This is a genomic window from Pedobacter sp. (assembly GCF_045628745.1).
Classification (GTDB): domain Bacteria; phylum Bacteroidota; class Bacteroidia; order Sphingobacteriales; family Sphingobacteriaceae; genus Pedobacter.
In genome coordinates this window covers 1-7,599 of the sequence record NZ_JAZQPU010000094.1, presented here as the reverse complement: position 1 = coordinate 7,599, position 7,599 = coordinate 1, and the positions used below count along the sequence as shown (strand labels likewise).

The window sequence follows — 7,599 nt, the reverse complement described above, 5'->3', positions numbered from 1 at the left end:
CCGCTTGGCCTCCGACTTATCGAAGCCTCGTAATTGCGGTAAATGTTGAAGTGTTTATCAACGAGCGTATGGAGCCGCTTATTGACCCGGGACAGGTTGTTGAGCATATGCCGACTGTGTCGATAATGAGGGGGTCCAACTTGATGAGATGGTATATCCAACGACGAAACAAGCTGATCGATTATTTCGAGGACGATCTCGTTGGGTAAGGCACTGAATGTTGCCTTGGATGATGATGTAGATTCTACGTCTCCGAGATTCTGGTGACGTTGCACTGATGGCATTTGGAAAGGCCGTGAACAAGGACGAAATATGGCAGAGAGGTGATTTCCAGTGACAGATCTTCGGCGACTGGGAGTATGTTCAGGTCAACCAGTTCCAATACAGTATGCGGTTGCGGGTTCTGCGCTGGTGGTGTTCAGAAGTTCAATGTTCCGAATCACTCTCGGCTAGACTGGGCCAAGCTGATTTGTAATCCACCGAGCATCCATCCATCCCGAGGTCAGGCCGGGTTGTGCAGAGTACCTGCAGAACTCTGCTTTGATCGCGCTCTGGTAGAGAGTAAACTTTCCTCTCTCACACATCGACACTAATTTACGCACACTAAACTGTATATATTTACGCACACTAAACTTTAATCTCTGTACGCTAAACTTATATCTCTGCATATTCAATAAGCTGCCATTCTAGCTATATTTTTGTATAACGTTCAATCACCACCAATCTGATCTTTGTCCAAATTCATCAAAATTTGTCTCAAATAAGGTCAACCCCATCGAAACAAGTTGTTTAACCCGTGTCCCAACTGCTGCAGCCTTGTGGTTGTAAAGTTGTGGGCAAAAAGGTTGAATTTCTGCTGTGCATTGCCGAAGTTCAAATTTTCAAATCTCAGCCACAGTGCCAAGATTTCAGCCACAACCAACCATTCACTGTCAAAAGGTTCTATCTTTGCCCCCTCTCTTCCTATCTACTTCTAGCTTGTTGCTTTAAGTAAATAGATAGCTTTTTCTCTTGTTTTTGCAGATCTTGAAGCTTTCTCTCTCCTAGAAGTCTACTAGATAGGCTAGTAAGAGAGACAGAGTGAATAGGTAAAATAAACAAGTGGCCCGGTCTAGCTTCACGTTGAATCCCTGTCTACTCTATCCTGTGAATCAGGAATCAATAGAGTTCGTTGCTTTTCTACCTTAGGGAGTACAGCCTGTTTACAGGGTGGGAGCAACACTTAAAGACACATTCCTGTGGCAAGTAGTGAATACTAAAGAACTGTCTATCCCTAGCGCCCTAGTTGGCAAACTGAGTAGCAGAGACATTTCACCCTCTTACCTCTCAGTTAAGGGATAGTAAGTCTTTCTCTCTCTTAGAGAAAGGTTCTGAAGTTGAAACTAAGGGTTAAAAGCTAGACCCCATGGATCTCCACCACCAGGACCCCAAGGACCCCCAGGATCTCAATCCTAGGATTGACGTTGACCCCCCACCTGAAGATCAACCACCTAGTGGTGATACAGTAATGGGTAGTCAGCAAAATCAGCTAAATCAGTCTATTCACTCAAACTCTGTCACTGAAGAGAGTGAGCCTCCTAGCCCTACTCCTCAACAAAGTCGATCCTTCTTGAACATCAACGGCTCAATCTTCCACCACAGCGATGTAAACCAGGCTACCCAGCAAATAAACAAGGCTCCTAGAGTTGTTGTTACTCCTAGACGCCCAAATCTCAATCCATTCACTTCCTTCAACCCTGTCCCCATTGCTCCTAGCAAAAGAAGGCATATCTTTACTGATGTAGCTGATAGGCCTAAGCGGCTAAATTCTGAATTGCCAAAAGTCAATAGCGTTAGCCACGGATTTGACTTAGTTAGAACTCTTTTAGTTCAAATTGCCAACATTGCCACTACACCTCTGCAACAACAGAACATTCTAGACTTCCTAGAGGAGTTTAGGAATATTTCTGAACTAGGAAGGACTAAGAAGAAGGAAACTGCAATCTTGAACAATCAAATTACAAGAATTGAATCAATCTCAAGAGCTATGGCTCACTCTCTCAACCAACAACCAACTGTCACCCAGCAACCTCAGAAGCCTACCCAGCAACCCCAGAAGCCTACAAAGCAACCCCAGAAGCCTGCTAAGCAACCTGGTGCCGCTAATCTGCCCCCTGTTGCCCAGAAACCTTCCTGGGCTAAAGTGACTAGCCAAAATCTGCCAAAATCAAGTGAATGGACAACGGTAACTAGTAAAAAGGTTACTACTCCTACTGCTCTGCCTGTTCTTAGCTATAAATCTAAGCTAAAGCTTAGAAAGCTAGTTCTTGTAAGAGACTCTGCTCAGTTCAATATCTCAGACTCTCTTACTATAAGGAACAAAATCAACCAAGCCTTCTTTCAACAAGGTATAACAAAACCTGTAGTAGTCTCTGCTACTAGAAGCCATCAAGGAAATATAGTACTAGTTACTACACCAGAATTCTCAGGCCAATACTTGTTAGAAAAGCTAGATATCTGGAAAAGCACTACTCAATTCAAAGAAGCTGTTCTTATTCAAGATTGGTTCAAAGTCGTTGTTCACGGCGTTCCTTGCCTAGAAGGCTACGAGATAGCTGGAGTTAAATCTGAGCTCAAAGAATACAATAGGCTAGAAGTAGTAGGCAACCCTTACTGGATCTCAAACCAGGAAAGAAGAGAAAGAAAAGGTGCAGGTTCTATCTGTATTGCTTTTAAAACTGAGCAAGAAGCAAACAGAGCAATTAAGCAACCGTGCTACGTCCTAGAAGCTAGCTGTAAAGTGGAATTGTACTATTCTGTGCCTAGAACTAGCCAGTGTGCTAAGTGCCAGAAGTTTGGCCACCTAGAGGCTAGATGCCATGCTAGCACCTCTTGTAAGATCTGTAGTGAACCTCACTCTACTGCACAACACAAGTGTAATACTTGTAGCACTGTAGGATCTGTTTGCCTTCACACTATACGCAAGTGTATAAATTGCCTAGGAGCTCACACTGCTGATTCTAAGCAGTGTGAGACCTACCTAGCTATCTTTAATAAGGATAAGCCTGAGGATATCCAGTGGGAATCTAATCCCCCAGCAACAAATGAATCATCTTGGTCTAATGAAGGATAATAACCTCAAAATCCTACAAGTTAACCTAAACAAAAATCAGCCAGCTACTGAAAATGCTTTACAAATTGCTATTGAACAGTCAATTCACATAATTGCTGTTCAAGAGCCTTGGCTTGTAGGACAAACAACAACGTCTATCACTCCTGCTACGCCTACTACTAGGCGTCAAGAAGTAAAAGACTATTCTGATGCTAGATCTGTTCTACATCAATCTTTTGTTCAATTTCTTCCTAAACTAAAAAACAAAAAAACAAGACCTAGAGTGTTAATCTATATACTACGCTCTCTACAAGTTCAAACAAATCAAGACATCTCTGTGCTAGATTCTGATTATATAGCAATTGAAATACAGTCTCAAAAGTTTAATCTTAACCTTATTAATATCTATAATGAGAAAGATCAACTTGGCACAAACAAGACTACAATTCACAGAGTATTACTACCTAATACTCTTCCTCCTTCTTCTCTCCTACTAGGAGACTTCAACCTCCACCACTCTTGGTGGGACCCAATTACCAAAAACAACTCGGTAGATTCTGAATCTTTTATTGAGTGGGTTGAGGACCAAAACCTTGAACTCCTAAACAAGATAGGAAAAGGTACCTTTTTTAGGCCTCACATGGATAGAGAGAGTACTATAGATCTATCCTTTAGCACTTCAAACCTAGCTGAAAAGGTACAAGACTGGCAGCTAGTTAATATTGGCTCAGATCACCTCGGTATTCTCTTCTACCTACAAGGAACCAACAGAGAGGACCTAGTTGATTCACCTGTTCAAATGCCTAAGTATAATACTAAGAAGGCTGACTGGGCTAAATTTCAAACTGTCCTTAGCCAATCTATTAAAGATAGCCTATATCTTTCTGCACTAGAGGACTTTCCACCACCTAGCAAACAAGACTCCTTAGGATTACTAGAAGGCAAGCTCCCGGAACTAGCAAAAACTTTAGACCTTATAGGTTTAGAGCTAACTCAAGCTATACAAAAAGCAGCAGAAGAAGCTATTCCTAGAATAAAACAAGGTCCTCAATCTAAACCTTGGTGGGACAAAGAGTTAAAAGACCTTAGAAAGGATATGAATAGGAAGAACAATCTTCTAAGAAAGGAACTAGCTCAAAGTTCTAACCAGGATTGCTACCTCTGGAAAAAAGACTATATTATAGCTAGAAACACATACTTTCAAGCTATTAAGTCAGCCAAGAAGAACCACTGGAACCAATTCCTTGAAAAAGAAGATCCTAGCTCTATTTTTAAAGCAATGGCCTATACTAAGGCTTCTAAGATAGAAAGGATACCTCAGATTAAGTCAGATCAAGGAGTTCTTCAAGATTCCTTCAAAGGAAAGTGCCAAGCATTTAAAAAGGCTCTTTTTCCCTCCCCACCTGTTACAAACCCTATTAGCTGGTCTAGCTATTCACAAAGCAAGTGGGACTGGCCTGAATTAACTAGAGAAGAGGTTCAACGAGCTTGTTCTTCTAAAGTTAAGAGTAGTACCCCAGGCCCTGACTACATTACTCAAGATATAATAATAGCCGCCTATAAAGAGGAGCCTGAGGTTATCTTTCAAGTCCTTTCAATCCTCTTTAACTATGGATATCACCCTTCTTGCTGGAAACAAGCTACTGGCGCTATCCTGAAGAAGCCAGCTAAGCCAGATTACTCCGTTCCTAAAGGCTATAGAGTTATAGCACTACAAAACTGCCTAGGGAAGATAAATGAGAGGATACTAGCTAAAAGACTTAGCTCTCTAGCTGAGATCACTCCGTTGTTGCACCCTACTCAAATAGGAGGGAGGCAAAAGAAATCTGCTATAGATGCTGCTATGCTATTAGTAGACTATATCCAGAAGGCTAAGCAAAAGAAGTACATTACCTCTACTATCTTCTTAGATGTGAAAGGAGCCTTTGATCATGTATCTCAGAATCAACTCCTTACTATCTTAAAGAGACAAGGGCTACCTCTTAGCCTAATAGCCTGGGTTAAATCCTTCCTGAATTCAAGACAATTAAGACTGGCTTTTGATGGAGAAATAGAAGAATTTGAGAGTATTAACGCTGGGGTACCACAAGGAAGCCCTATATCTCCTATTCTCTTCTTAATCTACACAAGGGACCTCTTTAAAGGATCAGCAGCCTTTATTCTATCCTATATTGATGACGTTTCCCTGTCAATCTCTTCAACTTCTATGAAAAAGAACATTAAAATTCTAGAACAAGAAGTTAAAAACCTGTTTCTAAAAGGAGACCAAAGTGCTATTAAGTTTGACGCTGCAAAGACTGAGCTTATCCACTTCACAAGGACAAAAAAGGACCTCCCTTCTCTCTGCCTGCCTGACAAGTCAATAGTAGAACCGAAACCTACTATTAAGTGGCTAGGTATCTACTTTGACAAGGCTCTAAACTTTAAAGAACACATAAAGATTAGAACTGGCAAAGCTAGAGCCTGCTTAGAGAGAATGAGCAGACTAGCTAATTCTGAGAAAGGACTATCTCCTTTTGCTATGAGACAGCTATATATTGCCTGTATCACTAGTGTTTCGGACTATGGCTCACAAATATACTGGAACAATCAAACAGCAATTGCAGAAACGCTTCAATCTTTGCAAAACATTGGCCTTAGGAAGATACTAGGTACTTTTAGGACCACTCCTATCACTCCTCAAGAGATAGAAGCAGCCATTCCTCCTCCTAGAGTAAGACTTAGCTCTGCTTTAAGAAGATATGCCTTTAGAGCTTTAAACCTGCTAGGAAAAGAACATCCTGTTCAAATAGCAGCTAAAGAAGCTATTCAAACTAGCAGCCCTCAACAATATAGACAGCTATCTAGAGTAGTCCACTCTATAAAAGCTACTATCCAGGAACCTCAGGAACAGATAAAGCACTTCCACTTTATGCCATGGAAAACCCAGGTTCCTTTTACTGTTAGTATTGATAAACAGTCCAAGGAAGAAGCAGCTATTAGTCACAACCTAGAGCTTAATAACCTCCTAGGTACTGAGAACCTATTAGTTATCTATGGAGATGCCTCTTCTATTCCTAAAGGAGAAGGAGTAGGAGTAGGATTAGTTGCCTATGACTATAGCTCTCTAGGGGAAGAAATCTACACCTTTCAAAGCAATCTAGGCAAAAACCAAATTGTCTACAATGGAGAACTAGAAGGAATTACTCTAGGATTTGAATTTGCAGCAAAAAATACTACTAAGTACAAGGAAGTACTAGTATTTGCAGACAACCAAGCAGCAATTCAAAGGATTCAAACTCCCTCAGACAACCCAGGACAATCTTGGCAAATTAGATGCCTAAAAGCAGCTAATAAAGCTAAGAGAAAAGGAACTACTATTAAGCTTTGCTGGGTACCCGGCCACCAGGACATTCTAGGCAATGAAAAGGCTGATAGCCTAGCTAAAGAAGCAGCTAAACTGCCTCCATCAACAACAACAACTAGTCTAGCAATAGCTAGTATTAGAACTAAGGACTTAGCCAAGGACCAATGGAACCAGGAACTTCAAAATTATTCAGCTAAGGCAATAGCTTTAAACTCTAACACCTACGCTGCTAAGTTCTTCCTTCAAATTAGGAACAAACTCAGAGTTCCTCAAGGTATTAGCAGGGAGATTGCTAGTGCTTTCTATCAACTTAAAACTGGACATGGATACAACAAGGCCTACCTAGCTAGGATAGGAAAAACAACATCTTCTAACTGTAGATGTAGCAGTGCTAAGCAAACAGCTGAACACCTACTCCTACACTGCAAAAACTACAACAAAGATAGAAGAAAGCTAGTTAAAGACTTAGGAAATAAACAACCTAGTCTAGCACTACTACTTCACACAACAAAAGGCATTACAGCAACAACAAACTTCCTAGAAACAACAAAGATTGGCACAAGAAAGTGGCACTTAGGTCAAATTGAAGATGAAGAAGAAGAGGAGGAGGAGGAGGAAGAAGAAGTTGAGGCCTAGTATGCCTTAAAACTACTAAAAAAACACTCCCTTTACGCGTCTTTTTCGTTACTGTTATCTACAGCAGACTGCTTTTCCTTATTGTTTTGTACTTGTATTACGCTTTAGCGTAAGAAGAGCCTAGGCTCAGCTGTTAAACCACCTTCTAATTTTGAACAAACCACAGATAGAACTACCACTCAGTAACCTAAGGGCCTTAAGCCCTTACGTCTTTTTATAGTCTTAGACTCCTTAGGACGCTAAACTAAATAAATAAATAAATAAATAAATACAATGCGATGAACATTTCGGAACGGTCCTGCGTATATCCGAGAACGCCCATTTGCCCTCTAGCGGCTTCGAAATTTCCTCTTCCTCTCATACACCCCACTTCGGAAAGACTACCTACACAACGACATTCTCAAAGTTCACTACGACAACATAAAACAAACCAAAACGCATACAATCTACGCCGACGGTTTAATCGACTCCCAACAAGGCACCCGCAAACTTTGACCGAATCTGGTGGACCAACCCTAAACATCAC

At 41.1% G+C, this 7,599-nt stretch carries 3 protein-coding genes; all 3 read left to right on the top strand.

Translation table 11 applies throughout. The features are described 5' to 3' along the window. A partial coding sequence (locus ACR2F7_RS03980; RefSeq protein WP_432712298.1) for a hypothetical protein occupies positions 1-209 on the top strand: 209 nt, incomplete at its 5' end. A gap of 1,196 nt (positions 210-1,405) precedes the next feature. Next, positions 1,406-3,112 carry a hypothetical protein gene (locus ACR2F7_RS03975; RefSeq protein ID WP_432712297.1) on the top strand — a complete coding sequence of 569 codons (1,707 nt, stop codon included), beginning with the start codon at positions 1,406-1,408 and terminating at the stop codon, positions 3,110-3,112. After that, entirely contained in the window at positions 3,102-7,073 is a 3,972-nt protein-coding gene (locus tag ACR2F7_RS03970) for a reverse transcriptase domain-containing protein (protein ID WP_432712296.1), read from the top strand. The genes ACR2F7_RS03975 and ACR2F7_RS03970 overlap by 11 nt, the downstream gene beginning before the upstream one ends. The last annotated feature ends 526 nt before the right edge of the window (positions 7,074-7,599 follow it).